This window comes from Paucidesulfovibrio longus DSM 6739, from assembly GCF_000420485.1.
GTDB lineage: Bacteria > Desulfobacterota > Desulfovibrionia > Desulfovibrionales > Desulfovibrionaceae > Paucidesulfovibrio > Paucidesulfovibrio longus.
In genome coordinates this window covers 87376-113984 of record NZ_ATVA01000017.1, presented here as the reverse complement: position 1 = coordinate 113984, position 26609 = coordinate 87376, and the positions used below count along the sequence as shown (strand labels likewise).

Genomic DNA, 26609 nt, shown 5'->3' with positions numbered 1-26609 from the left:
GGCCTAGCTCCGCTCCCTGCCCGCGCTCGGAGCGTCCAGGGCGTCGCGCAGGTCGGTGATGGTCGTGGAGAGGCCGCAGAGATTTTCGAAACAGGCCACTCCGGCGGCCTGCATGTCCACGAGCGCGCCGTCCACTTCCTGGAGGTTGTCGGCAGTGGCGTCGCGCACCAGGATGGGCTGGTAGCCGTGCCGCGCGAGGTTCAAATAGCCTGCGGGCTTGAACACCAGGCATTGCAGCGTGCCGCCCCCGGCGTAGAGCGGATAGAGGATCCGCCGGCGTTCGAGGATTTCGAGCACGCCTTCCAAGGAGGACTCCACGTATTCGTTGGGCCGGTCCACGGGCATGGCGCAGTCGAGCAGACCCAGGGGCCGGGGGTCGCCGGCCTTGAGTCTCCGGGCCGTGTGGTCGCAGTGTCCGAATCGGCCCTGGCGGTTGCGGAATTCCAGGGGGGGCCACTCTTGGGACGCGGCAACGGGCGTTTCCAGGGACTTGGTCACGAACCCGCCTCCCGGCTTGAGCTTGTAGCTCGGCGCATGGATCACGGTCAGGTCGTGTCGTCGGGCCAGGGCGAGCAGTTCCGGGATGCAGTCGTCGTACGGGGACGAGGGCCTGCCCAGATCCCAGAGGTCGATGAGCACCAGGGCCAGGTTCGAGCGGTGCAGGGGCAGGCGCGCTTCCACTCCGGCCGTGCCCACCCGGGTGCGGACGCCCAGGGAGGAGTCGGGTTCGGGCAGGGGGATTTCCGGCTTCTGCGGCGCGTACATGCCCACCACCAGGGGCGCGTCCACCTTGGCCCGGACCAGGGGTTCGATGAAGGGGTAGTGGCGCGGAGCCGTGGCCAGCAGGACGCAGTCCGCCGAGTCGCGTGCATCCCCATGCAGCAGGTTCCGGTGCGGCAGGTGGGCCAGTTCGGGCAGGGGGTCGCTGGACTCGAACACGAGTTCCACGGCGCCCGCGTTTGCCTGCTCCAGCAGGTTTGCGGCCATGTATCCGGACCAGGAGGAGCCGTAGAGGGCGATGCGCGGCCTTTGGCCGAACTCCTTCAGGCGTTCGGCAAGCCCGGCAAACGCGGCCTGCGCTTCCGGGGAGCGCAGCCATTCCCGCTTGCTGCGCAGGCGCTGGAGGCAGAGGTCGTAGTCCAGGTTCAGGCTGGGGAGCATGTTTTCCGAAACAGCGGCGGTCATTGTTCCTCCCTGGCTGCGGTGTTGTCGTTTTCCAGGACCACGAGCACGGTGTGGCCGTCCGGCGGATGGTGCGGGTCGGGTGCGGCCGCGCCGCGCCGGGCCAGGAAGCGCGCCAGCCGATAGCGCCGCCAGAACGCCAGGGAGCCGTCCACCAGCCTCGGCGCGCCGCTGCTGCGCAGCTTTTCGAGAATGCGCGTCATGGCGTACCATTCATGGTGCACCGGCTCCAGGGGCAGGTGCTCGAGGCGCAGCAGGTTCAATCCGAGCCGCTGCGCGAGATATTTCAGGGTCCGGTCGGGCCAGCGGCTCAGGTGGTGCGGCGGCAGGTTCAGCACCGCGTTGCAGGACCGGCCCACGAACGCGCTCTGGGAGGGAACGGACACGATCAGCCTGCCTCCGGGAGCGAGCAGTTGCCGCGCCGCGTCCAGAAACGCTCCGGGCGCGGGAACATGCTCCAGAGCCTGGAAAACGCAGACCGCGTCGTATTCCCCGGCGCGCTGCTCCGCGAATTCCGCGATGTCGGCGCAGTGCACGTTCAGCCCGGACGCGCAGGCCATGCAGACCGCGTTTTCGCTGGTTTCCAGTCCCTCGTAGGCCACGGCAGCGCTCTGGGCGCCGTGCCTTTCCACCATGCGGGCGGCCATCTGTTCTTCCAGGCGGGATGCAAAGGCTCCCCGGCCGCAGCCCGCGTCGAGCACGCGGTCGCCGGGGCGGACATAGGCCGCGCCCGCGTCGAAATCGGGCCGCTGCGGGTCGTAGTACCAGTCGAAGCGTTGCAGGTCCGCGTAGAAGTCGCCGTCGCCGGGCGCGGCCGGGGAGAACCAGCCCAGGCCGCAGGTCGGGCACTCGCGGTAGTCCAGGCCTTGGGCGGGCAGCAGCCGGGCCGCGTCCATGCGGAAAAAGCGCTCGTAGAGCGCGGCGATGTCTTCGGATCGGACGTGTTCGAGCGGGGCCGCCCCCGGAGCGCTGCACAGCGGACAGGCGGTCATACGCGGCCCTTGTTGTTGAGGTAGAATTCCCGCGCCCGCGCCAGTGCGAGCGGCTCCTCTTGCAGGACGTCCGGGAAGGCGCTTACGGGAGCGCCGCCCATCTCGCCGAGAAAGCTCGTGGTCGGGCGGCAGTTGCTGCCCCCGCCGTCATGGCCGATGTTGCGCGTCAGGGAAATCCGGGGATGCAGGCAGAAGCCTCCGCGCAGAAAGACCGAAGCGTACCAGAAGATGGCCCAGGTGAACATGCGGCCTTCGAGGTTCAGGCGCAGATGCGCGCGGAAGTCGTAGGCTCCGTCCAGATCGAAGCGTTCTCCGGCCTCGCCTTGCAGCCGGGCGAGCAATCCTGCGGCGTCCAGGTCAAGGTGCTGCCAGCTCTCGCGCCAGGTGGCCCAGCCCCAGCAGCTCGTCGGGCGGTAAAAAAAGCTTTCGGGCAGTCCGGCCGGGTCCACGGGCAGGAAATAGCCGGAAACGTGCATGACCTCCGGCGTGTCTTCGTAGCGGTTCAGGGCCGCGTTCATGGAGTTCAGGAAGACCGGGCTGGCCACGATGTCGTCCTCCACCACGATGGCCCGGCCATGCTCCCGACAGACGCGGGTCACGCCGTCCACGATGCTGGCGCGCAGGCCGAGGTTTTCCCCGCGCTCCACCAGCTCCAGGTCCATTTTTCCGGCGCGGCGGCGCAGCAGGGCGCGCACCGCGTCCACCTGGGGCTGTTCCGCCTCGTCCTTCGGGCCTTCGCAAAAGGCGTAGACCTTGCTGCGCGCGAATTCCGGATTCGCTTCCAGGGCGTCCAGGGTCCGGGCGAGGTGTTCGGGCCGATTGTAGCAAAACAGGGCGATGGGGGCGTGGGTCATGCGCCGCCTCCTTCCGGGGGGCTGCCTGGGGTTTCGGTGAAGGAAATGTCGGGATTGCGGTCGGCCCAGAGAGCCAGGACCAGCAGCAGCCAGGTGTGCTGGGAGTTGTCCAGGCCGCGCTCGTGCATGCGGATGTGCCGCTCGATTTCGCCGGGTTCGAACCAGTCGTGCAGGGGGGAGCGGCCCGCGAGCAGCAGGTCGCCAAGCATCTCCCAGCCGCGCGCGCCCGGCGAGAGCCACTTGCCGCGCGGAATGCCGAATCCCTGCTTGGGCCGGTCCACAAAGGCGCTGTCGAAGCGCTCGCGCAGGATTTCCTTGAGCACGAGCTTGCCGCTGCGGCCCCGGTCGTGCTTGCAGATTTCCGGCAGCCGGGCCGCGGCCTCGGTCAGCTCGCGGTCGAGCAGGGCGGGGCGGACCTCCAGGCCGTGGGCCATGCTCGCGCGGTCCACCTTGGCCAGCACGGCTCCGGGCAGGTAGTTCTCGTAGTCCATGGACTGGGGCAGGGCCATGCTCCGGCCCTTGCCGCTCTTGCGCGCGTGGACCCAGGAGAGCAGGAACGGTCCGCTGGGCGTGTCCGCCAGGTGGCGCAGCTCCGGCCGCCAGAGCCGCGCGCGCTGCGGCCAGAACGCGAAGCAGACGAAGCGGGTCCAGGCTTCCGGGCCGAATCCGAAGCCGTCGATCCAGTCGCGCAGGGTCTTCATCCTGCCGAAGCGGATGTCGCGCCAAAGCTCGCTGCGCCGGGCAGCGGCCCACTTGCCCCCGCGCGCCCAGGCCAGGAAGCGCTCGTACCCGCCGAAAAGCTCGTCCCCGCCGTCGCCGGAAAGCACGGTCTTGATGCCTTCGCGCCGGGCCAGCCGGGCCACGTACCAGGACGGAATGGCCGAGGCGTCGCCGAAAGGCTCGCCGTAATGGTCGAGCAGCTCCGGGAGGATGTCCAGGGAGGCGTGCTCCACGACCTCGCTGCGCAGCTCCAGGCTCAGGGTGCGGGCGGCCTGCTCGGCCCAGGGCAGCTCGTCCTTCGCGCGGTCGCCGAAGCCGATGGAGAACGCCGTGGGCGGGAGATCGGCCAGCCGCGCCGCTTCCATGGCCACCACGCTGGAATCCAGCCCGCCGGAAAGAAAGATGCCCACGGGCACGTCCGCCACCAGGGAGCGGGAAACGGCGCGGGTCAAGGCCGCGCGGACCTCCTCGCGGACCTCGGCGGCGCGGCGCGGCGGCTCCGGCGCGAAGCGCACCCGCCACCAGCGGCGCGGCTCCTGCTCCCGGCCGTCCAGGCCCACCCGCAGGCAGTGCGCGGGCCGGAGCTGGAACACGTCCGAAAAAATGGTCCGTGGCGCGGGCACGTACTGAAAGCGCAGAAAATAGTCCACGTTCTGCAGGGAGCCGCGCGGCGGCGGCGCGTTCACCGCGCGCAGGGCGGAAAGCTCGGAAGCAAAGGCGAAGAAGCCCGGCCCCCGGCGGTAGAAGAGCGGCTTGATCCCGGCATGGTCGCGGGCCAGAAAGAGGCGCTCCAGCCGGAAGTCGCAGAGGGCGAAGGCGAACATGCCCTGGAAGTGGTCCACGCAGTCCTCGCCCCAGCGGTCCCAGGCGTGGAGGATGACCTCGGTGTCCGAGCCGGAGCGGAAGGCGAAGCCCTCGGCTTCCAGCTCGGCGCGCAGCTCGCGGTGGTTGTAGATTTCGCCGTTGAAGGTCACGGCCAGCCGGTCGTCCGTGGTGCGCATGGGCTGCGCCCCGCTCTCGGAAAGGTCGATGATGGCCAGCCGGGCGTGGCCCAGGGCGACGCCGCCGCGCGCGAACGCGCCCCGTCCGTCCGGGCCTCGGTGGGCCAGCCGGGCGGTCATGGCCAGGATTTCCTCGCGCATGGCCCCTTCCGGGGGCGTGGGTCCGCCGAAGCGGAGTATTCCGGCGATGCCGCACATGCTCAACTCACAGGAAGGTTTTCAGCCAGAGTTCGAAATAGAGCAGCGACCAGATGAACAGCCGCCGGTTTTCCCGGCCTTCGAGATGATCGTCCACCAGCCCGCGCACCGCAGCGGGATCCATCAGTCCGTAGATGCTCGCCCGGTCATCGTAGAGCACGGAGCGAACGTAGTCGATGCTTTCGCCCTTGAACCAGGAGGCGTCCGGTCCGGAAAAGCCCTGCTTGGCCCCGTTGGAGATGTTTTCCGGCACGAATCTGCCGAGCACGTTGCGCAGCAGCAGCTTGCCGTTGCGGTGGCGCCGATTATACGTGATGTGCTTGCCGAGCAGGTTCTCGTCGATGCGCGGCGGCGCGCACGCGTCGGCCAGGGCCTCGTCGCCGAGCTTGAGCCGCACGGGCACGCGCATGGCGAAGTCCACGAGATCGTTGTCCAGGAAGGGAATGCGCACTTCCAGGCCGTGGGCCATGGAGAGCTTGTCCTCCACGGTCAGCAGCCCCCGGAGAAAGGTCTTGGCTTCGAGGTAGAGGGAGTGGTTGACGCGCTGCGCGGGCGAATCGAAGCGCATCTCCCGGTTCTTGAACACGTCGCGGAGGATGTCCCGCGTCCAGACCCCGGCCACCTCGCCGCGCACGGGCGCGAAGATCCGGCGCAGCGCCGTGTTCGGCACCAGTCGCTGCCAGTAGAGGTAGTAGCGGTCCACGTACTCTTCGAGATTCGCGCTTTCCGGGGCCTTGAAATAGCGCCAGGGATACCCGCCGAACAGCTCGTCCCCGCCCGTGCCCGCCAGCGTCACCTTGCAGAAGCTCCCGGCCAGCTTGCAGGCGTAGTAGTTGGGATAGCTCTGGCCCACGCGCGGCTCCTCGATGTGCCGCACCAGATCGGGCAGGCAGCGCTCCATGTCTCCGGCCTTGAGCACCATCTCGTAGTGCTCCGTGCGGAAGAGGGACGAAAGGGCCTCGGCCTTGGCGCGCTCGTCGAAATTCAGCTCCATGCCGGACGCGGAGCTGAGGTCGAAGCCGCAGGTGAAGCTCTTGATGTAGGGCTGGCTGCCCGCGGCGATGGCCGTGATGGCGCCGGAGTCGATGCCGCCGCTGAGAAAGGCGCTGACCTCCACGTCGCTGACGAGCTGCCGCTGGACGGCCTGGCGGAAGAGCCGCTCGAACTCCTCCTCGTATTCGGCCTCGGCCAGGGGCTTTTCCGGCTCCTGGAAGTCGAAGTCCCAGTACCGCTCCAGGCGGAGCTCGCCGGGCGCGTCCAGATGCGCCAGTGCCCGGCATCCGGCGGGAAAGGCGGTCACGCCCCGGTGGAAGGTCCGGTCCGTGAAGAGGTTCTGGAAGGTGAAATATTCGTAGACCGCTTCCAGGTCCAGGGAGCGCTCCACGCCGGGAACCTTGAGCAGGGCCTTGACTTCCGAGGCGAAGGCCAGCCCCTGCCGCGCCCGCGCGTAGTAGAGCGGCTTGATGCCGTAGCGGTCGCGGGCCAGGAAGAGCGTGTTCGCCCGCGCGTCCCAGAGGGCCAGGGCGAACATGCCGTTGAAGCGTTCCACGCAGGCCGGTCCCCAGGCCGCGTAGGACTCCAGGACCACTTCCGTGTCCGAGGTGGTGCGGAAGCCGTGCCCCAGCGCCTCCAGCTCGGCGCGCAGCTCGCGATAGTTGTAGATTTCCCCGTTGTAGACCAGGGCCAGTCCCCGCTCCGCCGCGCGCATGGGCTGGGCCGCGCGCTCGTCCAGGTCCAGGATGGCCAGGCGGCGATGGCCCAGGCCCAGGCCGGGAGTCAGATACAGGCCGGATCCGTCCGGGCCGCGATGCGCCAGCTCTCCGGTCATGGCCTCCAGCAGGGCCGGTTCCAGAGCCTTGCCCCGGGGGCCGAATATTCCACAGATGCCGCACATGCCGTTCTCTTCCTCGCTTTCCGCGATCAGGCGCTCTTGCGCGCGTTCCGCCCGCGCTCCAGACTCCGCAGCATGCCGCAGACCGCGTCCACGGCGGGGTTGATGACCTCCTGCTCCAGCCAGACCCGGCCCTGCGCGCCCAGGCCGGCCACTTCTTCCGGAGAGGCGGCGCAGCGGGCCAGGGCTTCGGCGATCTGCTCCTCGTTCCTGGCCCGCAGCATGGGAAAGAGCGTTCGCCCCGCGTACATTTCGTCGTCCCGCCGCGCCAGCACGGGCCGCCCCATGGCCAAGGCCTCGAAGATGCCCCCCCCGGCGATCCAGCTGTAGCGGAATTCCAGGGCGGCCGCGTCCGCAAGGGCCAGCAGGGGCATGATCTCCTTGCGCGTCCGGGGCGCGAGCCAGAGGGTGCGGTCGTCCAGGCCCAGCTCGCGGACCAGGGTCCGTGTCGCGTCCGCGTCCGGCCCGTAGTCGAAGATCGCCAGCCCGGCGTCCCCCCCGGAATCATGCACATACCGGGCCACGCCGCGCAGCAGCACATCGTTGCCCTTGTGGTCGTTGACCAGGGCCGGGTCGGCCCAGCACTGCCGGATGTGCTGGATCACGAGCAGCCCGCGCCTGCGCTTCAATTCGCGCAGGGCGTCCGCGTCCTGGCCCGGCTTGCAATAGCGGTCCATGCGCTCCGGCGTGTATTCGGGCAGGTAGAGCAGGGGGATGGGATGCGGCGAGCGTTGGCCCGTGGGGCCGATGCCGTCCCAGAAGCGCTCCCGGTCCGGATTGGTGTACGGGGCCATGTAGAACGCGGCCTCGCGGATGGCCGCGCGCTGGGCCAGGGCCAGGGGCGTGGGCTCGCCGCGCTCGTCCGTGTAGAAGGGCACTTCGTAGTAGTCGCTGCCGTGCGGGCAGAACACGTCCAGCCCCAGTCCCGCCTTGTGCAGGAAGGCCGGGGCGTAGTTGCAGCCGATGAAGGCCTCGAATCCCTCCAGGTCGCGCCGGATCCGTTCGGGGTCGGTCCTGGCGAAGTCCGGCTCCGAGCCCCAGTCCAGGCGGCGCACCCAGGCGCGGTGGCCGTGGCCGTAGGTGTCGGCCTCGGGCAGGTAGCGCTCGTGCTCGTGGGAGAGCAGCAGCAGGTGCGCGTCCAGGCCCCGGTCGCGCAGATAGCGCACCAGGCAGAACATGTTGTTGTTCATGTTGCCGAGACAGGCCACGCGCATGGGCGTCAGCCTCCCCGCTGTCCGGGCGCGCGCCGCAGGAAATCGACGGGCCGCAGCGGCGCGGGCCGCCAGCTGCCGTCGGGGTTGCGCGCCCAGATGTCGGTGTAGTCGTTCCAGCTGCTGCACTTGCGGCACACGGGCAGGTCGTCGAGATCCAGGCGCAGGTGCTTTTCGCGGAAGGCGCGGAAGGCATCCGTCCGCCAGATTTCCGTCAGGCTCGCGTCGTTGATGTTCCCGAAATTGGTCTGCCAGGTGGTCTCGTGCCAGTGGAAGCCGTAGCAGGGCAGCACCTCGCCCTTGGAATTCAACGCCGTGGAGTACCAGGGCTGCATGCAGGGGCGGCGCGGGCCTTCGGGCTCGAACTCGTAGGTCGGGGTCATGCCCTGGATGTCCATGGAGCGCTTCAGGAGCGGACGGACAAAGGCCTTGTCCACCAGCGGGCTCCAGCGGTCCACGAAGCGCTGCGTGGTGGGGGCCGTCTCCCGGGATTCCAGCACGAAGGTCTGGATGAAGGGCTTCGGCAGGCCGAGCTGGCGCTTCAGGCGGCAGGCCCGTTCCAGGTTCTCGGCCACGCGCTCGAAGGTCTTGGTGCCGGTGATGAATTCGTGGTCCTCGGCGTTTTCCGCGAAGAAGCTGACCTGGAGGTTGTCCAGGCCCGCGTGGGCCAGGGCCAGGAAGGTCTTTTCGTCCAGAAGCACGCCGTTGGTGGAGACGATGGTGTTCACCAGCGGGCGCTTGCGCTTCATGTAGGCCACGAATTCCGCCAGCTTGCCGAATTCGAGGGTTTCGCCCACCGCGGAGATGTCGAAGCTGTGGAACGGGTCGTCGGGAATGGAGTCCACGATCCGGCGCAGGGTTTCGAAGCGCATCTCGGACTGCTCGCGGTAGTGGTCGCGCACGTCCCGCTCGGAGTAGAGGCACATGCGGCACTTGTAGAAGCAGGTCTTCTCGTTGAAGGAAAGGTTGATCACGCGGGGCAGGCGCTCGTTGTGGAGAAAGATCTTCTGCCCGGCCATGGTCGGGAGCAGGAAATGCTTGGCGAAGCTCTTCACCGAGCGCGTCGTGCGCAGCCTGTAGGCCAGTCCGCCGAGATTCATGTAGGACATCAGACGCTCCTCTTTTCGGCCAGCACCTCGTAGCATCCGGGCAGGCCATGGTATTCGGCTTGGAAGAACGGCCGGGGCGACAGCTCGCCGGGCCGGATATTGATGTTGCCTTCGGGCGCGAGCGCGACCACGTCCAGGCCGAGGCGGTCCAGCTCGGCGCGGGCATCGTCCGGGTCGATGAGGATCTGGCCTCCCTGGGGCGGCGTGCCGTTCTTCTCATATTCCAATGTGTTGCGAAAAGTGTTCGCCGCGGCCTCGCGCGGGTCGAAGTCCGCGTTGCGGTGCGGGCGGCTCGTCCACATGTTCAGCACGTAGCCCAGGCCGTTGGCCGTGAAGTAGAGCCTGCCGCCGGGGCGGAGCACCCGCGCGAACTCGGTCAGGGAGGCCTTCCAGGGGGTGCAGAAAAGCGTGCCGTAGCAGAACGCCCCGTCCACGCTGCCGTTCGCTGCGGGCAGGGCGTCCAGGCCGCCCTGAACCGCGTTTCCCCGGATTGCGTTGCCCGCTTTTCCGGCAAGGGCGAGGGCCGCATTGGCCACCCGGACCCGCAACGCGGAGACGTCCACCCCCACCACCTCCGGTCCGAGCGCGGCCAGGCAGAGCGACCACTGGCCGAATCCGCAGCCCGCGTCGAGGACTCGCTCGCAGCGGTCCAGGCCCACGGCGCGCAGCCGGTCCGCATAGACTTCGGCGCCGCCGCTGTAGACCCGCTCGATGAAGCTGCGGTCGTTTTCGTCCAGTTCGCCGTCGAACGAGCGCAGCAGCGCGCCTCCCAGGGCGGCGAGATCGGGCAGGGATGTATTCGTGGTGGTCATGGCGCAAGCTCCTTGGCGGCGTCGGAAAGGGTCGTGAACCGGAACCGCCCGCACAGGGAGAGCAGGTCCAGCAGCGCGTCGCGCACGCCGTATTCGCTCTCGTTGCGGCAGACCCGCAGGTGGGCCGGGTCGCGGTAGCCGGGCCGGGCGCGTTCGTACTGCCCGGCCGAGGCCGTGTTCAGGTAGATGTGGACCGGGTGGAAATTGTAGACCAGCAGGCCGGGCGCGTCCGGGTCGAAGCCGTCCAGGTCGGGCCGCTCTCCGCGAAGGAAGAGCAGATTGTCGCCCCAGTGGATGGCCGCGTCCGGCAGCTCGCCGTTCCAGCGCGCAAAGCCCCGCGCGTCCGGGTCGTGGCGGCTGGAAACCCAGCGCAGCCCGGCCCGGCGCACGGCCTCGGCGCAGCGCGCGGGCGGCATGTCCAGGCGGTGCGGCCGCAGGCCCACGGCTTCGGGAAAGCGGGCGCGCAGCTCCTCCAGCTCCGCATCGGGGTCGCGGTCCGCGAAGTTGGGATGCAGCGCCACTTCGCAATCGGCCTCCGCGCGCACCTCCTGGTCCGCCGTGGCGAAGTAGGTGCAGGGCACGCCCGCGTTCCGGACGAGCCCCAGGGCGTGGTCCGCGACTTCGGGATGCGCCCAGTCGCTGTCCAGGGTCAGGCAGACGTGCATGCGGCGTCCTTGTCCGGCCGTTCGTTGTCCGGCTGTTCGCTGTCCGGCCAGTCCAGAAGGGTCGGGAAGCGCCCCTGGCCCTTGACGGCCAAGGCTTCCTGCTGGGCCGCGACCCGGTTGGACCAGCAGTTGAGGCACGGCCCCACGCGCCCGCCGCTTTCCCGGAAGGCCGCGCGGAAGGCCTTGGCCCGCTCCCCGAAGAACGCGCCCAGCACCCCCAGCTCAAAGACGTTGCCGTAGCCGTATTGCCGGGAGAGGTCGCGCGTGGCGGGGTCCGGGACCAGGGCCAGAGAGCAGCAGGCGTAGGCCTCGCCGTCCGTGTTGATGTACATGTTCTTGAACGGGCTGTAGCAGTCGCCCCGGAAGGGCAGCAGCGCGGCCTTGTGCACGGCGTAGCCGCGCTGTTCGTCCGGCAGGAAGAGGTCGTAGTCGGGCAGCCTGCGGGGCCGCCACTGCTCCCAGCGCGCCAGGGACACGGCCATGGGGTTGGCGCACTTGGCCAGGAAGCTTTCCGCCGGGGGGTGGAAGAAGTCCACCATGAAGGTGACGCCGGGCATGGCCCTGAAGTATTCTGCGGCCTGTTCCAGGGTGTTCTCGGTATAGGCGTTGACCAGGTACTTGATGAAGATCTTCGGGCCGGAGCCCCGGCGCGCCACCCGCTGCGCGAGGTCCGAGACCTTGCCCAGCACCAGTTCCAGGTCGCCGCCCCGGCGGTAGGCCTCGTAGGCCTCCTGGGTCAGGCCGTCGATGGAGAAGGTCACGTTGCGCGCGCCGCAGGCGGCGAGCCGTTCCGGATCGACCAGGGAGCCGTTGGTGTCGAACTCCACGGCGATGCCGCGCTCCGCGGCGTAGGCGATGAGGTCGTATATTTCCGGGTGCATCAGGGTTTCGCCCGGAGAGGTCAGGTTCATGGGCGGGTGCCGCCGCGCCACCTCGTCCACGATGGCCCGGAAGCGGTCCGAGGGCATGAAGGTCTGGCGGGACTTGAGGAAGTCGCGCATCTCCTCCTTGTTGCCGTGGATGCAGCCCAGGCAGCGGTAGTTGCAGGCGTAGGAAACGGCCACGCCGAGATAGCTCGGGAAGTCGGCCACGTCGTGCGGGAAAGTGCGGGTTTCGGGGGTGCTCATGATCTCCTCCCGGTGGTTTCGGCCCCGGCCGGGGCATCCTCCTCGTCAACGAGGAAGGGCGCGCAGGCGTATTCGCCCGCATCCATGCGCCGCAGCGTGGCCGTGGGGTCGTCGTCCGAAATCTTTTCCTTGACCACGAGCGTGGTCACGGGCGCGTCGCTGTAGTGCTGGAAGATCAGGTCGTGGCCCATGCAGAGGCCGAAGGCCACGTTCAGGTCCGCTCCCCATTCGTTGAGCAGCAGGGCCTGGCCCAGCGGATTGCAGAGCGTCCAATCCGAGTCCTTTTCAATGTCGATGTCCGGGAACTTGTTGCCGCCCACCTTGCAGGAAAAGCAGGCCGAGGCGAATCCGAACTCCGCCAGGACGCGCTCGGCCGCGTGCATCAGCGGCAGGTAGCGCGCGCACCCGGCCATGCCGATGCGCTTCCAGCCCATGGAGCGGCTGAATTCCATGACGTGCTCCAGCCGGGAGCGGCCCGCGCCGCCGTGGCCCACGAGCCGGGCAAAGGCCTCCCAGTTGGTGCGGGCCACGCTTGCCTCGCGGCGATACTCCTCGCGGGCGCGCGCCATGACCTCGCCCTCCCGGCGGGCGGGGCAGGCCGGGGGAACGCGGTCCGGGGCGAAGAGCGTGGCGCAGTCCGTGGGGCAGACGCAGCCGGAGGTCTTGGAGTCGCGGCCGGACATGCTCACTCCTCCGCCTTGGCGGCCTCGCGGGCGCGGGTCAGGGCCTCGCCCCGCTCGCGCAGCTCGTCGAGCCAGTCCTGGCGATGCGCCTTGAGATACCGCCAGCGCTCCATGATCTCCTCGTGCCGCTCGCGGGCCAGGGCCACGCGCTTGACCGCCGCGCCGAGGTACTGCTCCATGCGGGCCACCTCGGAATGGTAGTCCTTGGGCAGGTGGTAGTCCTTGTCCCAGATGATCGAGCAGTCCTTGCAGTGCAGATTGTTGCCGGAAATGGCGTCGAAGTCGCGGGCGCGCATGTTCCGGCGGAAGCGTTCCATCTCCTCGCCGCGCCAGATCTCCAGCAGCGGCGTTTCGCGCACGTTGCCGAGCAGGTAGCGGCCGTCCACGTCGTAAATGCAGGCGACCACGTCGCCGTTCCAGTTCACCCCGGAGACGTCCCAGGGCACGTTGCAGGCGGGCCACTGCGGAAAGGGAATCTCGGAGGTGCGGATGCTCGCGCCGTCGTCGCCCTTGAGGTCGCCGGTGAAGTTGTGCATGGGATACACGGCCACGTGGCCCACGGGCAGCCGGGAGAACATCTCCTCGAAGAGTTCGGCCTCGTCCCAGTTGCGCTCCTGGCGCAGGAAGATGGCGTCGCAGGCGTAGGCGCCGTGGTCCGCGCCCTCGCCCCAGGCTTCCAGGTAGTCCAGGAACACGTCGAGCATGGCCCAGAAGTCCCGGCCGTTCTTGATGGCCTTGTAGGTCTCGGCCGTGGCCGCGTCGATGGAGACGCCGAGGTAGAAGTCGTTGCCCATGCGGGGCAGATCCTTCTTCTTCACCGCGCCGAAGTTGGAGTTCATCTGCACGAACAGGCCCTTTTCATTGGCGTAGTCGAGCATGTCGTAGATGCGCGGGTGCAGGGTCGGCTCCCCGGTCTTGTAGAGGTTCACTGTCAGCTCGGCCCAGTGCGGGGCCAGCTCGTCGATGATCGAGGCGTAGAGATCGAAGTCCATGAAGCCGCGCGGGCGGGTCATGACCGTGTGCGAGGGGCAGTGCACGCAGCGGTAGTTGCAGTGGTTGGTGACCTCGATGAAGACCCGGCGGGGCACGAAGTCGGGAGAGGTCCGGCCCGTGAGGGTGGATTCGATGTAGCGGAGCCGGTTCCGCTGGGTCATGAGTTCCTTTTCGACGAAATCGTCCTTACGCATCCGCTACTCCTCCGTGTATTGGAAATCGAGCAGCTCCTGGGCGCGGTCCGCGCGTTCCAGGGCCTCGTTCCGGTCTTTGCCTGCCGTGACGATGAAGCCGGCGCGGTCCGGCCCGGTGCGCACCAGGGGCACGGCGTCGCCCGCTTTCAGAAACAGTCCCGCGTCGAGCACTCCGGGCGCGTCCAGGACGCGCTCCAGGCCGCGCACCGCGGCGAGCCGGCCCGGCGGCGGGGTCAGGAAACGATAGACGCAGCCGCGCTCCTCCCTGGGCAGGGGCGGCAGAGGCCCGTCCTCCAGGAGCAGGCGCACGTGGTCCTGGAGATATTTCCGGCCCGTGACCTGGGGCAGGATGTGGCTGGCGGTGTGTCCTCCGCCGAAGCGAGCGCCCAGCTCGAAGAGCCGGGGGCCGTCCTCGGTCATGCAGAGTTCCACGTGGGCCGCGAAGGTCCGCAGGCCCAGGGAGAGCGCCCCCTGGATCGCGGCCTGCTCGGCGGCCCGGCGCAGCTCCCCCGTGAGGGCCGTGGGGTAGATCACGTCCGTGTCCACCCGGTGCGGCAGCGGGGTCTTGCGCTTGTCGCCGATGCAGAGCACGCGGGCCTCCCCGTTGCTGCCGATCAGCTCCATGCTGTGCTCCGTGCCTTCTGCCCGCCGCTCCACGAGCACGCGTCTGTCCGCGTAGAAGCCGCGCGCGTATTCCACGGCCGCGGGCAGGTCTTCGGGCCGGTCCACGGCCAGGACGCCCCGGCTGGCCCCGCCCCGGCTTTCCGCAGGCTTGACGATCAGCGGGCCGGAACCGAGCCGTTCCGCGAGATCGTCCGGAATGGGACCGTCGCCGGGCACGAGCACGAAGCGGGGCTGGGGCGCGCCTGCCTTTTCCCAGGCCCGGCGCATCAAGAGCTTGTCCGTGGCCCGGCGCGCGGCCTCCGGCCCGATGCCCCGCAGCCCAAGGGCCTCGGCCACGGCAGCCGCCGTGGGCACGCCGTAGTCGTTCAGCGCGACCACGGCGCGCACGCCCTCCTGCTCGGCCAGACGCAGGGTGGCCTGCGCGTCGGTGATGTCCACCGCGTGGAACGCGTGGCCCGCGTCCGCCGCATAGGCGTTCGGATTGCCGTCCGTGACCACCACGCGCAGGCCCATCTCGGCGATCTGCCGGATGGAGCCCGCGTAATAGCGGGACGCGCCGAGCACGAGAACCGCGTCACGAGACATCGTCTCTTCCTTCCTGCAAAAGATCCTCCAGACGGCGGAGCCGTTCGTCGTCGGGCTTGGCCGGGCGGGTCAGGCCCGCGCCGTCGGACACGCCGATGATGTGCGTGGGGCGCAGCACGTCGTCCACGACCACGTCGCCGGGACGGCCGATGAGCCCGTGGGAGACGAGGCGCACGCCGCCGATCTCCCGTTCGGGAAAGCCCTGGTGGTGGTGCAGCCGGTAGGCCAGGAGCATGCGCAGCTCCGAGGCCATGACCGAGCGCATGTCCGGGCGGTAGACCGTGAAGCCCTGCCCGCGCAGCGCGCGGATGTTCTCCGGGCCCAGGGAGCCGATGCGGGCCTCGAAGACCACGGCCCGCTCCGAGGCGGCGAGAAAGGCCTCGGCCAGGGGCGCGAATCCGGGCGAGCAGACCGCGAGCACGTCGCACTGCGCCGCGGCTCCGGCAAAGCGTTCCAGCATGTCGCCGTCCGGGGCGCGGCCCGGCTCCGGCGGGGCGATGCGGGTCACGCGGGCATGAAGCCGCTCCAGCCGCTGCGCCAGCTTTTCCGCCAGGGAAGCCCCCGCCGGAGGGCCGCCGAAGAGCAGGACGCGCTTGCCGTGCAGGCCGCAGAGGATGCCCTGGAGCTGGCCTGTCACCGCGCGCAGCAGCACCTCGGCGTCGTCGTATTCCAGAATCTCGAAGGGGCTGAGCGCCTCGCGGGCCAGATCGGTCAGGGGCGCGCCTCCGGGCAGGGGCGAGGCGTCCAGGAGGTGGAAGTCCACCTTGCCCGCGGTGGCGCGCAGCAGCTCGCGGGCCGCGTCCGCGTCGCCCACCTCCACGGAGCCGAACACGGCGTCCGGAAAGACGTGGACCACATGGGACACGCGGCGGCCTTCCGTCAGGAGCGGGTCCGCCACCACGTTCAGCAACGAGTGCAGGCCGAGCTTGCGGGCCTGGACCGTGACGCGCCGGAGCACGTCGTCCAGTTCGTCCTGCGGGGTGCGGGGTGCGTCCGGTGCGGGTGCGGGGCGCTTTGTCGCGGCTGTTTCCTTCGCTTCCGTTTCCGGGGCTGCCAGCCGTTCGCGGTGCAGGGCGCGGGCGATTTCGCGCACGAGTTCCTCGGGCGCGCCGCTCCGGGTTTGCTCGCAGAGCCGGAGCACCACCCCGGCCAGGGGCGCGCGCTCTTCGCGGGCAATGGCCGCGACCCGGTCCAGAAAGCCGGAGTGGAACCCGGCCAGCCCGGAGACGACCTCCATGCCGCCCTGCCCGGCCGAGCGGAGCAGGGGCCGGATGTGGCGTTCGCCCAGGCGCAGCAGGGCGAAGAAATCCTCCTCGCGGAAGGCTCCCCGGCGCAGGAGCAGCGCGGCGAAGGCCTCGGTGGAGGGGTTGCCGCTGCTGCGGCCGATGCCCTGAAGGGTCGTGTCGATCCAGCGGGCTCCGTGCTCGGCCGCGGCCAGGGCGTTGGCCATGCCCAGCCGGAGGTTGTCGTGGCCGTGGAAGCCCAGTTCCAGCCCGGCTGGCGCGGCCGCTTCCAGATAGGCCCGGACCTCGTTCGGGAGCATGCAGCCCGCGGAGTCCACGAGATAGAGCCCGTCCGCGCCGAAGCCCGCGACCCGGGCGGCGATGGCCCCGAATTCGTCCGGGTCCACGGTGTAGGACTTCATCAGGTTGACGAAGACCCGCATGCCCCGGTCGCGCGCCGCGCGCGCAAAGGGCGCGGCCTGCTCGAAATTTTCCGGCTGCACGCCGATGCGCACGAAGCCCATGCCGTGGTCCCCGGCCAGGCGCAGGTCGTCCGGGCGCGCGATGCCCGGAATGCAGAACATGCCCCAGCTCGCCTCGGCCAGCACGCCCTCCACGGCGCGCATGTAGGCTTCGTCGTTCTCGGCGGCGGTTCCCGCGCCCGTGTTCGAGGCGTTCAGTCCGAGCCCGTGCCCGATCTCGATCCGCCGGATGCCCGCGCGTTCCAGGCCCCTGGCGATGATCGCCGTGTCCCGCGAGGTGAACTGGAAGTCCACGGCGTAGCTGCCGTCCCGGAGCGTGCACTCCAGGATCTCGATGCGGCGGGGCTCCAGGGCGGTCATGCGTCCTCCCGCGTCGGGGGGAAGAAGCGCACCGCGTTGCGGGCCATGCCGTCCAGGGCCTCCCGCCCAGCGCCCAGGGCGTCCAGGGCCTCGCCCACGCGGCCCATGTCCCCCTCCGGGAAATCCGAGCCCACGCAGACCCTGCGGTCGAAGGTCTCCAGGAGCCAGGCGCAGTCCAGGCCCACCGAGGTCCGGGCGAAGCGGGTCAGGGTCAGGGTCAGGTCCAGGAGCACGTGTTCCAGCGGGCGGATCAGCTCGGAGGTGGCCAGCAGATCAACGTACCCGCCGTGCACGAGCACGATGCGGGTTTTGTCGCAGGCGCGGCAAAGCTCGTAGAGCGCGTCGGACACGGGGCGGCCCAGGGGCGGCAGGGGCGGGCGGTGGAGGGTGCAGACCAGGGCCGTGAGGTCCAGCTTTCCGGCGAGATGCACGGCCTTGCGGATGCGCGGGTCCGTCACGGGAACGCCGGAAAGGCGCGGATGCAGCTTGATCCCTGCGAATCCCAGCGCCTTGATCTCTTCCAGCCGCCGGTTCAGCCCGCGTTCGTCCACAAACGCGTCCTCGCAGACATCCACGCCCGCCACCGCCAGGAAGCGGCCGGGATGGGCCTTGGCCGCGTCCAGCAGCAGGGCGTCGTCGTCCGCGCCCGGCATGCCCGCGAGCACGGCCCGGTCCACGCCGTCCCGGTCCATGCGCGCCAGGAGCGCGGGCAGGGAGGCGTCCAGCCCGGTGCCGAACCAGTCGCCGTCGCGGGTGATGTGGGTCAGGGCGTCGAGAATCATGCGCGCACCCCCGTGAGCACATAGTTGCGCAGGGTCTTCACGAAATATTCCTGCATGTCCGTGCCGATGCGGACGTCCGAGAAATGGGCCTCGGCCAGGGAGCGCAGCTCGGCCTCGTTCCGAAAGCGGTAGAGGGTCAGGCCGTCGCGGTAGTCGCCGTCCCGGCGCACGCGCACGAGGTTCTTCCCGGCGGGCTCGCCGTCCTGGAAAATCCAGTTTTCCGGGTGGTTGGTGGTCAGGTAGAGGCGACCGCCCGGCCGCAGAACCCGCGCGAACTCCGCGAATGCCTGTTCGATCTCCCCGGCGCTCTCCACGTAGTGGACGGCGTTCATGGACACGAGCAGGTCCATGCTCGCGTCGGCAAAGGGGACGGCCTGGTTCGTGCCGCAGCGGACCTCGGCCTCCACGCCGTATCCGGCCGCGTTGGCGCGGGCGTTTTCGGCCAGCTCCGGGGTGATGTCGAAGGCGTGGGCCCGCCAGCCGAGCAGCCCCAGGCTCACGGTGTTGAAGCCCGCGCCGCAGCCCGCGTCCAGGGCCGGGCGGCCCCGCCCCTCGCGCAGGTTTTCGCCCAGCGCGCCCATGCGCAGCAGGGAGACGAGCTTCTGCTGTCCGGGGGTGAGCACGCGGCCGCGGTTGTTCCGGGCGTGCTCGCCCGTGAAGAATTCGTTGTGGCGTTCGCGCAGGGCGCGGTCGCGGTCCGATGGCGTCATCTGCGCCCCCTGAGCGGGTAGAGCGTGCCGATGCACTTGTTGCAGCCCGGAAACGAGCCCGCGTTCTTGAGTTCCCGGCGAATCCGCCGCGCGCGCTCCGAGTTCCAGGCGGCCAGAAAGCCCTCCTCGAAGGCGTTGCCCAGGTCCGGGAGAATGCAGTGGCCGTAGATGCCCAGGTTGCCCTCGATGTCGAGCTGGGCCGCGTACCAGGGCAGGTAGCAGGGCGTGCCCGGAAACATCCGCGAGTCCGGATCGTAGAAGGCGGCGATGTCCTCGTCGCGCAGCCAGGGCGAGAAATAATAATGGTGGCCGTCCTGGGGCCAGCGTTCCTCCAGGGTCGCGATCTGGGCGCGCAGCGCGTCCGTGTCCAGCTCCTCGAAGACGATGTTGTCGATGCTGCAGAGCTTGAGTCCCTCGAAGAGGTCCGAGGCCGCGCGGGTTTCGTCCAGCTCCCACTGGGTGGTGAAGAGCAGGTGGTTGAAGTTGATGTAGAGCTCGCCGAGCAGGTTCTCGCGCTCCAGCGCGGCCATGAAGTCCACGAGGTTGAAATAGTTGTGGTTGCTGATGGTGCAGCAGATGCCGACGATGGGCCGCTCGGCCCCCCGTGCGCGCCGCGCCGCCACCAAGGCCCGGAGCCCGCGCACGGTGCGCTCCCAGCTGCCCTTCTTGCCCCGGATGGCGTCGTGGACCTCGGCCGTGCCGTCCAGGGAGACGCGGATCAGGTCGCAGCACTCGGCCAGCCAGGGCGCGTGCTTTTCCAGCATCCAGCCGTTGGTGATGGTGTAGAAGGGCAGCCCCCGGCTTTTGACGTGCTCGGCCACCTCCCGGAGCCGCTTGTAGAGCAGCGGTTCCACGAAATTCGTCTTCACCGTGGGCGCGAAGGGCGCGATCTCGTCCACCAGGTCGCGGATGCGCTCGAAGGGCAGCTCGCGGTAGTTCCGGGTCTGCACGTAGCGGTCCGAGAACTGGTTGTCGTGCAGCCGGGCCATGCGCGTGGCGTTGGCCGTGCCGATGTCGCACATCTTGCAGGACATGAAGCAGTTGTTGTTCACGGAGAGGCAGACCGTGTGCGGGGGCGCGGCCACGCCGTCGTCGCGGTCGTAATAGGCCCGGTTCTCGGCCTCGCGGGCACGGATGGCCTCGTATTCTCTGCGGGAGGCGCGGGTTTCGCTCACGAGGCGGCCTCCTGGGGCGCGGCGTGGAGTTCGTGCAGGCCGAGCAGGCAGTATTCGCAGCTCCGGCATTCCGGGTGCACGATCTCGCCGCGCGCGTTCCCCTCCAGCAGCCGCACCCGCGCCGGATGGGCGAGAATGCGCTCCAGGGGGTCGCGCAGGATGTTGCCGTAGCTGCGGTGCTCCTCCCGGCGCATCACCGGGCAGCAGTGCAGCACGTTGCCCAGCAGGTCTTCCTCGCCAAGCTCCAGGGGGCCGAAGTTCAGGTGCAGGCCGGAGCCGATGCCGCAGCGCAGGTCCGGATCGTCCGCGCGGTATTCGCGCGCTCCGGAAAGCACCTCGGCGTAGGCCGGGGCGTTGACCCGCACGCCGCGTTCGCGCCCGTATTCCTTGGCGCGGGCCACGGCCGCGAAAAAGTCGCGCTGCGCATCCAGGTGGGTGAAGAAGCGGTCCCCGGCGTCCACGTCCAGGAAGTTCACGAAGGTCTTGATGACGACCTTCCTCACCCCGGCTTCGGCCACGGTGTCGATGAAGCCCGGAATCAGGTCCACGCTTTCGGGAGTGACCAGGTTGTGGACCTCGAAGTTCAGGCCCGGATTCTTCCGCGCCGCCGTCCGGGCCGCGGCCCGGATGTTGGCCAGGGTGGTTTCGAACTTCGCGCCCCGGCGCAGTTCCTCATAGTGGGAGGCCACGCCGGAATCGAGGTTGGTGTAGAGCCCGTCCAGGCCCAGGTCCATGAGCGCGTCGATGTGCGGGGTGAGCAGCCGGGAGAAGTTGCTGATCAGGGCGCAGGTGTAGCCCCGCTCCTTGACCAGGGCGATGAGCCCGAGGATGTCCGGGTTGAGCATGGGCTCGCCCATGCCCGTGAAGGTGATCTGCTCGAAGCGGTGGTCGCCCGCGCCCTCTTCCAGCAGGTCCAGCTCGCGGCGGAAGTCCTCCAGCCCGAGGGTGAACCCCGGAGCGCCCAGCTCCGGCTTCCAGATCGGGGAGTGGAAGGTGCAGTAGGTGCAGCGGTAGTTGCACCGGTTCGTGGTGTTGAAATACAGGTGCGTCGGGGGATTCATCGCGCGTCCTCCGCAGGCTTCGGCCCGGCCTGCTCCGGCTTGCGGCCGAAATCGTTCAGCGTTTCGAAATGATGGGACTTCGCGCCCTCCACGGCCTGGATCAGCCGCTTGACGCGGTTGGCTCGGCAGGTGCCGCAGACCGGGATGCGCCCCTGCTTTCGCGTGTAGGCTTCGCGCAGCCGGGCGGCCCGCTCGCCGTGAAAGACGCCGAGCACGCCGTCCCGGAAGACGTTGCCCAGGAGCAGCTCGTCCTGCACGCGGGTGAGGTCGTGGGCGCGGGGCGTGTTGGCGAAGCAGCAGGGATAGGCCCCGCCGTCCGTGTCCACGTAGAGGGTGTTGTAGATGTCCGTGCAGCGCATGGCAAAGGGGTGGTCCCAGGTCTTGCTGCGGGCCACGCCCAGCTCCGGGTGCGGGGCGAAGAGGTCGTATTCCGCGAGCTTGCGCGGCCGCCAGTCCTCGTAGATGTCCAGGGGCACCTGGTCCGGATGCGCGAGCCGATAGCCGAAGCTCGGCGGCGGCGGGAAAAAGCAGTCCACCAGGAAGCGCACGCCGGGCAGGGATTCGACAAAACGCCGGGCCTCGTCCACCTCGTGCTCGTTGTGGCCGTTGATCAGGAACTTGACGTAGATGTTGGTCGCGGTCCCCCGGGCGTCCACGTTGCGCGCGAAGCGCTCCAGCTTGCCGAGCACCACATCCAGCCTGCCGTTGACCCGGTAGCTGGCGTACGACTCCTGGCTCATGCCGTCCACGGAGAAGATCACGTCCGAGGGGGCGGCCTCGGCCAGGGCGTCGGGTTCAAGGAGGGAGCCGTTGGTGTCGAACTCGATGCGCAGGCCCGACCCCACGGCATAGGCGATCATGTCGTAGACGTCGGGGTTGAGGAAGACCTCGCCCAGGGAGTTCAGCCCGATCTTGATCCGGTGCGGGGCGACCTCGTCCACGATGCCCCGGAACTCCGCGAGCCGCATGTTCTTGCGCTTGGCCTCGAAATAGGGCCGCATTTCCTCCCGGTGGCCGTGGTAGCAGCCCGGGCAGGCGTAGTTGCACGCATAGGTGATCAGCGTGACGAGATAGGGGGGGCAGGCGGGTGTCGTGGTCATGCCGTTTCCTCTGCTCAGATGTCCATGGGGTTGCCGTGCAGCTTGCTGCGGAAGGTCTCGTACCAGCGGCAGAGGTCGTCCTCGCCGATGTGCCGGGTGCGCACGCGGGGCCGCTCGCCCGTGCGCTTGCGGTTGGCGTAGAAGTCCATGTGCCTTTCCAGGCTCAGGTCTTCGGCGGTGCAGAGGCCGCTGTCCAGGATCTCGTGGTACACTTTGGTTCCCGGATAGGGCACCAGGAAGGAGCAGCAACTGGTGTAGAAGCCCATCTCGCCCATAAGGTCGTAGGTCTGCTTCAGGGAGTCGTTGCCGTCCTCGGGCAGCCCGATGATCAGGTTGACGTAGAGCTCCATGTCCAGGTCGCGCAGGATCCGGCTGACCTCGCGCAGCTTTTCCATGTCGTTGTCCGTCTTGCCGATGGAGCTCAGGACGCGCTCGTGGGCGCTTTCGATGCCCACGCTGAGCGTATGCAGGCCGACGTCGCGCCATGCGGGCAGCAGGTCGCGGCAGGCGTAAAGGTCCGCGATGTGGGCCGTGCCCTTGAGGTAGCTTTTGGACGGGAAGCGGCGGATGCGGTTGAGGTAGTCCTCGTTCCAGGAGCGCTTCCAGAACAGGTTCGGATGGCAGTATTCGGCCCCGCCTTCCAGCCACTCGAACTCGCGCTCCAGGATGTCCAGGTCGCGGTTGCGGTGGCAGGAGCCGTTCCAGAGGCAGAAGGAGCAGTGCCGGGCGCAGCCGGAACCGATGAGATACCAGCGCTGGCTGCGGATTTCCGGATGGGTCTTGTAGGCCGGGTCGTTGGTGACCTCGGGCGCGTCCAGAATGGAGATGTCGCGGTAGAGGCGCGTCTCCGGTGGCACGGCCTTGTCGTCCAGGTGCAGGCAGGGGCCTTGGGGCGCGGCCTCGAAGAACCCTCCCTGGAGCAGGTGGTCCAGCCCGGCCACGATGTCCGTGCAGTCCAGGGCCGCGTGTCCGAGGGGATAGCGCGCCACGAGGTCGCGGGTGTAGCCGAACTCGCGGCAGACGAAGACCGTGCGCACGCCGCGCTCCACGGCCATTTGCGGGAGCATCGCGAGCACGTCCAGGTTCTCGGAGTTCGGGAAGGGCGCGAAATAGACGATGGTGTCGTAGCGCCGGACCAGTTCCTCGGCGGTTTCCGGCTGCATGGGAAAGTCCAGTTCGAGGTAGTCGCAGCCGCCCGGCAGGTTGTCGCGCAGGAAGGCGTAGGCGATGATGATCTCGCTGGAAAAGACCGCGCCGTCCGGCAGGGGGACGATCTGGTGGCAGTACAGGGCGCCGGAAGTGTTGCGATACTTGCAGATCAGGGTCTTCATGTTCTTACTCCTGAATGGACTGGCCGGGCAGGCGGAGGGAGAGCCGGATCAGGTCGCGGGTGCACCAGTCCAGCACCCAGAGCTCCGGGCCGTTGTTTTCGGTGATGACCATGCTCGGCCAGCGCAGCCCCCGTTCCAGGCCGGGCAGGCTGTCCAGCCGGACGCTGCCGCGGCTGCGCAGGTCGGCGTCCATGCGGCTGATCCAGGATATCCCGCAGAGATAGATGCCGTGGGGCGCGGTGATGACGTGCGCCGTGTCCGTGGGCACCGGAATCACGCGCTCCACGCGCGGCTCGCGGAAGGACCGCGTCGCGTCGAGCACCAGCAGGGCGTTGCGGGAGTCGAGCACGAGCATGCGCCGCCCCACGCAGGCGATGCGGGTGGGCTGGCTGACCAGTCCCGGACGCATGGTCTCGCTCTCGCCGGTTTCCGGGTCCACGTGCAGCAGCAGCCGTTCGCGGTCCGCGCTGGCGATGTAGTAGTGTTCCTCGCGGCCGTCGCGCAGGCAGCACGCCCCCCAGAAGGGCTGCATGGCCTCGCCGCGCTCGTTGCGCAGGGGAAGCCGTTGTTCCAGTTCGCCGTCCGGGCCGTAGCGGAGCGCCTCGGCCTTGCGGGGATGGCTGAACCAGACCCGGCCGTCGGCCCCGCCGAAGCAGCCCTGGGACGCGCCCATGTTCGGCCCGAACGGAACGGTCTTCCCGCCGGCGGTGTCGTAGCGGTGGAACCGTCCGTCATGGAAAAAGAGCAGTTCGCTGCGGACGCTGTCGGGCCGCATGGCCAGCGCGGTATTCGTGTCCAGCCTGCGGCGCTCCAGCGGGGCGAGGCCGAATTCCGGCAGGGTTTCGTCCGGGGTCGCGGCGGGCTGAAGTCCGCCGAAAAGCCCGCTCAGCGCGGCGCAGGCCGTGGGGGAACCATGCGTCAGGAACGGCCCCGCGAGCAGGCCCAGGACGTCGCATCCGGGCAGAGCCGGGGCCGGGGATTCCGTTGCCGGAGAGGGCGCAGCAAGGGGCAGGGCGCTCAGGTCGCTTACGGGCATGTCGCCTCCTTGGCCTCGGCCGGGAGCCGCGCCGGGCAGGCAACCCTGTGGCGCAGCAGGTCGAGGCGGTTCCTGACGATCAGGCGTTCCTCGGAAACCGGCACGCCGCTGACCCCGCCCTCGGCGAGCAGCGCGTCGAAGCGGGCCAGATCCACAGCGCGGCCCAGGGTCGCGACCGCCTCCACGAGATAGCATTCGGGGAATGTCTGGCGTCCCGAAATGCGGGTTCCCTCGGTCAGATTGCGCATTTCGCCGTCGGAATCCATGCTCCAGAGCCCCAGGGATTCCTGAAAGGGAATGCTCAGCGCGGGGGCCGAGCCCTGTGCGCCCTCGTTGACGACGCACAGCGGAATGCCCGGACCCACGGCCGGAACCGGAAGGCGGCAGGGGATTCCGATGGCGCAGACATGTTCGTGGTAGTGGTCCCTGTTTTGGATGGAGGCCAGCGCGCCGGTTTCCTCGGCGTCGTCGGGCAGCGCCTCGACAAGCAGCCAGGTCTGGCCGTCGCGCTCGAAGAGCAGGGCGTCCCGCGGGAACAGCGGCTCGCAGGCGAAGCCCGTGATGCGGGCCTCGGACGGCAGCCGGAGCCGCCGAGCCATGCGGGCGAGACGCTGCTCGCTCACCAAACAGCGGGCCGCGCCGTCGCCGGAGCTGCGCAGAAGAATGTCGGCCTCCTCGCCGTGGCGCAAAGGCTCTCCGGCAGGGGCCAGTTCGGGCCGGAAGCAGGTTCCGGCCGGCTCGTGCGCGAAGCCGTGCATGGCCTGGTAGGGCAGGGACGCGCGGTAGCCCCGGCGCAGGAGCTCCGGAGCGGGGTCCAGGCAATGCAGAAATCCGGTCTCGCGCACCGTCATGTGGCGCCGGAGCTGGCAGGGGTGGTCCCTGGGCTGGAGCACCGTGGTCCAGACTCCGGCCGCGTCCATGCCCGCCTCCCCTGCGGCGCGCAGCACGGCGCGGCAGTCTTCGGCCACGGCGGCGAGGCGGCGGAAATCGAGCAGGAGCAGACGCGCGTCCCGGTCCGGAGCCAGCTCCCGAAGCGCGGCGCGCGAGCCGAGCGGCAGCAGCGACGGGGATTCCGGCGAGGGCGAGGGGCCGTCCAGCACGGAGAGTCCCGCCTCCCGCAGCTTCCGGGCGAGCCCGGCTTCGTCCGTGACGACCAGCGGCGCGCGCAGGCCGATCAGGTCGCCCGTGCCCTCCGTGCCGCCCATGCGGGCCAGGCGCGACAGCTCGCCCAGGAGCACGGCCTCGTTCGCGGCTTCGCGCCACCAGGCCTCCCCGGGGGAGAAGTAGATCGGCATCAGCACGCCGATGTGAGCACCGTTACCCGTCATGTCTCGCTTTTTCCTGATCCGCTGCGCAGTGCGGTTTGTTTATTCGCAAAGTAAATGATTTCGGAGAAAACCGCGCCCGCCTGCGGGCCTCCGGCGTCGCTCCGGGCGTCACGTCAATCGTCCCCTGCCCCGCATGGTCCCGTCGTCACCCTCACGCGTCGCACTCGCACTTCTGCTCCGATCACAGGATCCCTGCGGATCGTAAAGCCCGTGAGCCAGAATCAATTCGGCCAGCTCGAAGTCCTCGTAGGTGTCGATGTCCATCAGGTTCACCGCGTCGGTGACGGGAAGCAGGGTGGTCGGGCCGCCGGTTTCCGGGGAGCGCGACCCGTTGATCAGGCCGTAGAGGCGGTTGTAGGCCCCCGGCTTGGCGCCCGGCAGGCGGGGGGCGATCTGGCGCAGGCGGCCGCCGCGCATGACCGCGTATCGCTCGGCGCTGTCGTGGATGACCCGGACGGTATGGACGCTCTGGCTGCCGCTGTCCAGGGCGGCCACGGCCTCGCGGAGCATGGGCAGCGTGCGGAAGGGGTGCGTGGGGTAGAGGATCAGGCGGCGGCTCGGCAGCACGCCCTGCTCGCGCGAGAGGCGGTCCAGGGTCCAGCTCACGGCCTCGCCCACGATGCTGGTGTCCCCGGCCAGTTCCATGGGCCGCAGAAAGGGCACGTCCGCGCCCCACTGCCGGGAAACCTCGGCGATCTCCTCGTCCTCGGTGGAAACCACGACCCGGTCGACCACGCCGCTCGCCAGGGCCTGTTCAATGGACCAGGCGATGAGCGGCTTGCCGCCCAGCGGGCGGATGTTTTTGCGCGGCACGCCCTTGGAGCCCCCGCGGGCCGGGATGATGGCGATGCATTCCTGCTTCGGGCTCATGTCTGCGCTCCGTTCATTCTGAAGGTGAATGATTTTCCAACGCCGCGTGCCTCTGTCGATCTCTTCGACCCTTCTGCCGCAACACTTAAGATGCCTGCCGCTATTTTGTCCACCCTCTTCTTTCTTCAGTGCATGAAGGATTTGGGGCGGCCCTTCTCGACGGTTTCTTGACGCCTCGGGGAGCGGGGAATCCGCCCCGACCATTGGTTTATCCTGCTCGCACCACTTCGGGCGACGGATTTCAGGCAGATTTCGCCGTCCAGGGCGACTGCTCTCATTTCCTTCATGGATCATGCCAACGCGGCCGGAG

At 69.0% G+C, this 26609-nt stretch carries 23 protein-coding genes; all 23 read right to left on the bottom strand.

Annotation, left to right across the window (positions count from 1 at the left end; genetic code table 11):
- Positions 1–3 precede the first annotated feature (3 nt).
- The 23 genes from G452_RS0114940 to G452_RS20795 all read right to left on the bottom strand — a co-directional run bounded on the left by G452_RS0114940 (position 4) and on the right by G452_RS20795 (position 26299).
- Entirely contained in the window at positions 4–1185 is a 1182-nt protein-coding gene (locus G452_RS0114940; RefSeq protein ID WP_022663067.1) for a cysteine hydrolase family protein, read from the bottom strand.
- Entirely contained in the window at positions 1182–2174 is a 993-nt protein-coding gene (locus G452_RS0114935) for a class I SAM-dependent methyltransferase (protein WP_022663066.1), read from the bottom strand. The genes G452_RS0114940 and G452_RS0114935 overlap by 4 nt, the downstream gene beginning before the upstream one ends.
- Entirely contained in the window at positions 2171–3028 is an 858-nt protein-coding gene (locus G452_RS19800) for a hypothetical protein (protein ID WP_022663065.1), read from the bottom strand. The genes G452_RS0114935 and G452_RS19800 overlap by 4 nt, the downstream gene beginning before the upstream one ends.
- Positions 3025–4947, bottom strand: a complete 1923-nt coding sequence (asnB, locus tag G452_RS19795) for an asparagine synthase (glutamine-hydrolyzing) (protein WP_022663064.1) — start codon at positions 4945–4947, stop codon at positions 3025–3027. Before asnB (G452_RS19795) ends, G452_RS19800 begins: the two co-directional genes overlap by 4 nt.
- Positions 4948–4954: 7 nt before the next feature.
- On the bottom strand, positions 4955–6841 hold the full coding sequence (gene asnB / locus G452_RS0114920; RefSeq protein WP_022663063.1) for an asparagine synthase (glutamine-hydrolyzing): 1887 nt from the start codon (positions 6839–6841) through the stop codon (positions 4955–4957).
- A 26-nt stretch (positions 6842–6867) separates the two neighbouring features.
- Positions 6868–8052, bottom strand: a complete 1185-nt coding sequence (locus G452_RS0114915; protein WP_022663062.1) for a glycosyltransferase — start codon at positions 8050–8052, stop codon at positions 6868–6870.
- 5 nt (positions 8053–8057) lie between these two features.
- Complete coding sequence (locus G452_RS0114910; protein ID WP_022663061.1) at positions 8058–9158, bottom strand: SPASM domain-containing protein; 1101 nt, start codon at positions 9156–9158, stop codon at positions 8058–8060.
- Entirely contained in the window at positions 9158–9970 is an 813-nt protein-coding gene (locus G452_RS20820) for a class I SAM-dependent methyltransferase (RefSeq protein WP_022663060.1), read from the bottom strand. Before G452_RS20820 ends, G452_RS0114910 begins: the two co-directional genes overlap by 1 nt.
- Entirely contained in the window at positions 9967–10635 is a 669-nt protein-coding gene (locus G452_RS20815; protein ID WP_022663059.1) for a polysaccharide deacetylase WbmS family protein, read from the bottom strand. Before G452_RS20815 ends, G452_RS20820 begins: the two co-directional genes overlap by 4 nt.
- The gene (locus G452_RS0114895; protein WP_022663058.1) at positions 10620–11762 is read right to left on the bottom strand and encodes a radical SAM protein; all 1143 of its coding nucleotides are present in this window, start codon (positions 11760–11762) and stop codon (positions 10620–10622) included. The genes G452_RS20815 and G452_RS0114895 overlap by 16 nt, the downstream gene beginning before the upstream one ends.
- Complete coding sequence (locus G452_RS20810; protein ID WP_022663057.1) at positions 11759–12445, bottom strand: DUF1847 domain-containing protein; 687 nt, start codon at positions 12443–12445, stop codon at positions 11759–11761. The genes G452_RS0114895 and G452_RS20810 overlap by 4 nt, the downstream gene beginning before the upstream one ends.
- 2 nt (positions 12446–12447) lie before the next feature.
- Positions 12448–13632, bottom strand: a complete 1185-nt coding sequence (locus G452_RS0114885; RefSeq protein WP_022663056.1) for a radical SAM/SPASM domain-containing protein — start codon at positions 13630–13632, stop codon at positions 12448–12450.
- Between the two features lie 3 nt (positions 13633–13635).
- Complete coding sequence (locus G452_RS0114880; protein ID WP_022663055.1) at positions 13636–14841, bottom strand: ATP-grasp domain-containing protein; 1206 nt, start codon at positions 14839–14841, stop codon at positions 13636–13638.
- Positions 14831–16906 (bottom strand): beta/alpha barrel domain-containing protein, encoded by a 2076-nt coding sequence (locus G452_RS20805; RefSeq protein ID WP_022663054.1) that lies wholly within the window; start codon positions 16904–16906, stop codon positions 14831–14833. Before G452_RS20805 ends, G452_RS0114880 begins: the two co-directional genes overlap by 11 nt.
- Positions 16903–17688 carry an amidohydrolase family protein gene (locus G452_RS0114870; RefSeq protein ID WP_022663053.1) on the bottom strand — a complete coding sequence of 262 codons (786 nt, stop codon included), beginning with the start codon at positions 17686–17688 and terminating at the stop codon, positions 16903–16905. The genes G452_RS20805 and G452_RS0114870 overlap by 4 nt, the downstream gene beginning before the upstream one ends.
- Positions 17685–18398 carry a class I SAM-dependent methyltransferase gene (locus G452_RS20800; protein ID WP_022663052.1) on the bottom strand — a complete coding sequence of 238 codons (714 nt, stop codon included), beginning with the start codon at positions 18396–18398 and terminating at the stop codon, positions 17685–17687. The genes G452_RS0114870 and G452_RS20800 overlap by 4 nt, the downstream gene beginning before the upstream one ends.
- Positions 18395–19573, bottom strand: coding sequence for a radical SAM protein (locus G452_RS0114860; protein ID WP_022663051.1), 1179 nt, complete (start codon positions 19571–19573; stop codon positions 18395–18397). Before G452_RS0114860 ends, G452_RS20800 begins: the two co-directional genes overlap by 4 nt.
- Entirely contained in the window at positions 19570–20634 is a 1065-nt protein-coding gene (locus G452_RS0114855; RefSeq protein WP_022663050.1) for a radical SAM protein, read from the bottom strand. The genes G452_RS0114860 and G452_RS0114855 overlap by 4 nt, the downstream gene beginning before the upstream one ends.
- Positions 20631–21734, bottom strand: coding sequence for a radical SAM protein (locus G452_RS21575; RefSeq protein WP_022663049.1), 1104 nt, complete (start codon positions 21732–21734; stop codon positions 20631–20633). Before G452_RS21575 ends, G452_RS0114855 begins: the two co-directional genes overlap by 4 nt.
- Before the next feature lie 14 nt (positions 21735–21748).
- Complete coding sequence (locus G452_RS21700; RefSeq protein WP_022663048.1) at positions 21749–23065, bottom strand: B12-binding domain-containing radical SAM protein; 1317 nt, start codon at positions 23063–23065, stop codon at positions 21749–21751.
- A gap of 4 nt (positions 23066–23069) precedes the next feature.
- Positions 23070–24101 carry a hypothetical protein gene (locus G452_RS0114840; RefSeq protein ID WP_022663047.1) on the bottom strand — a complete coding sequence of 344 codons (1032 nt, stop codon included), beginning with the start codon at positions 24099–24101 and terminating at the stop codon, positions 23070–23072.
- Positions 24092–25429: a hypothetical protein gene (locus tag G452_RS0114835; RefSeq protein ID WP_022663046.1), complete on the bottom strand. Its 1338-nt coding sequence runs from the start codon at positions 25427–25429 to the stop codon at positions 24092–24094. The genes G452_RS0114840 and G452_RS0114835 overlap by 10 nt, the downstream gene beginning before the upstream one ends.
- 108 nt (positions 25430–25537) lie before the next feature.
- Positions 25538–26299: an acylneuraminate cytidylyltransferase family protein gene (locus tag G452_RS20795; protein ID WP_022663045.1), complete on the bottom strand. Its 762-nt coding sequence runs from the start codon at positions 26297–26299 to the stop codon at positions 25538–25540.
- Between the last annotated feature and the right edge of the window lie 310 nt (positions 26300–26609).